The organism is Neisseria sp. P0021.S006 (assembly GCF_051956895.1).
This window is the reverse complement of record NZ_JBQCWZ010000422.1, coordinates 1-1,212: the sequence shown is the minus strand read 5'-3', so window position 1 is coordinate 1,212 and position 1,212 is coordinate 1. Positions and strand designations below refer to the sequence as shown.

Here is a 1,212-nt window from a genome sequence, read left to right as displayed (position 1 = left end):
CGCCAAAACCATAACGGCGTAATCAGGAATAGGGCGGCAATGTAGCCTAAGATGGTGCGCGAGTTGACAAGGCCGAGGGTCGCAGTCAATGCCAATACAAACAGAAAACCTGCTGTATTGGACATTTTGCGCGCCGTCCATAAATAGGATGCCGCCAAAATGCCCCACATTAAATAATGTCCCAAATGATTGCGCTGGCCGAGTTGGCCGTTTACGGTACCGCTGCTTCGGGCAATGATGCCGTTCAACCACTCTACGTTAGACCAGCCTTTAAATTGCAGCCAGACGATGACGGCCTGTATGGTTGCACCTATCAATAAAGACCAAGCAAAGATGCTGACGACGCGTTCCTGTCCGTAAGCTGCTACCCAGCCCCGCACCGACCATGCGCCCAGTGCCAAAATAACAAAGGTCCAGGCGGTAATATCGCTCATGCCGGGGTAGGTGGAATACATGAGGCGCGCTTGGAGCGACCAAAATGCGGCCATGGCAAACAAGCCGATACTGAGTGCAGGAAGGCGGATATTCAGCAGACTTTTGTGTGCGCTAATCAAAGTCAGTACCAATGAGCCGCTCAGAGAGATGGCTTCCAAATAAAAGCTGGGCAGTGGACCGACTCGGTAGAGCGAGAGAAAAGGGACGGCGCAAATCCAAAGAAAACTGAGCCATAAAGGCCAAAAGGTTTTTACTGAAGATTCAGTCAGGCCGTCTGAAAGAGTGTGGTAGGTCATTTTGATGTGTGTTTTTGTTGTTTGATAAATGCAAGGCAGCCGAGGAAAAAGGCAATGCACAATAATACAGAAACGGCGGCGCAAATCCGGCTGGCGACGGCTGTGTCAGCCAGGCGCATACAGGCTTCGGCAAAGTAAATCAGAATCAGCATGGAGCTGTATTGATAAGTGTAGATGCGTTTTTTCAAAATGCCGGTCAACGGCAGGCACAGCGGCAGGGCTTTCAGTGCCAGCCATGAGCCGCCTTCGCGCAATGGCGCGATCCACAATTCCCATGACAAGGAAAGCAGAATCAGCAGGATAAGGCTTATGGAAGTTGCAAGATAAGGTAATGGGGAGCGTGTATTGTTCACAATATTGAGGGCGTAAAGCCGTACTGGAAAACTTAAAATTATACCGCTAAAAAGGCGGGGTAAGCCAAGAATATTGCTTAAAGATGCTGAAGAAAGGATTTATTGTTTTTTCTTCAAACGAATGAAAC

The 1,212-nt window shown here is 49.2% G+C and carries 2 protein-coding genes; both read right to left on the bottom strand.

Going from position 1 to position 1,212, the window contains the following annotated elements:
- Positions 1 to 731, bottom strand: a 731-nt coding sequence (locus ACTHUM_RS14685) for a pilin glycosylation ligase domain-containing protein (protein ID WP_440403246.1), incomplete at its 3' end; no start/stop codon positions are given.
- Positions 728 to 1,084 (bottom strand): DUF2069 domain-containing protein, encoded by a 357-nt coding sequence (locus tag ACTHUM_RS14680; RefSeq protein ID WP_049336736.1) that lies wholly within the window; start codon positions 1,082 to 1,084, stop codon positions 728 to 730. The genes ACTHUM_RS14685 and ACTHUM_RS14680, both read right to left, overlap by 4 nt.
- Positions 1,085 to 1,212: the final 128 nt, after the last annotated feature.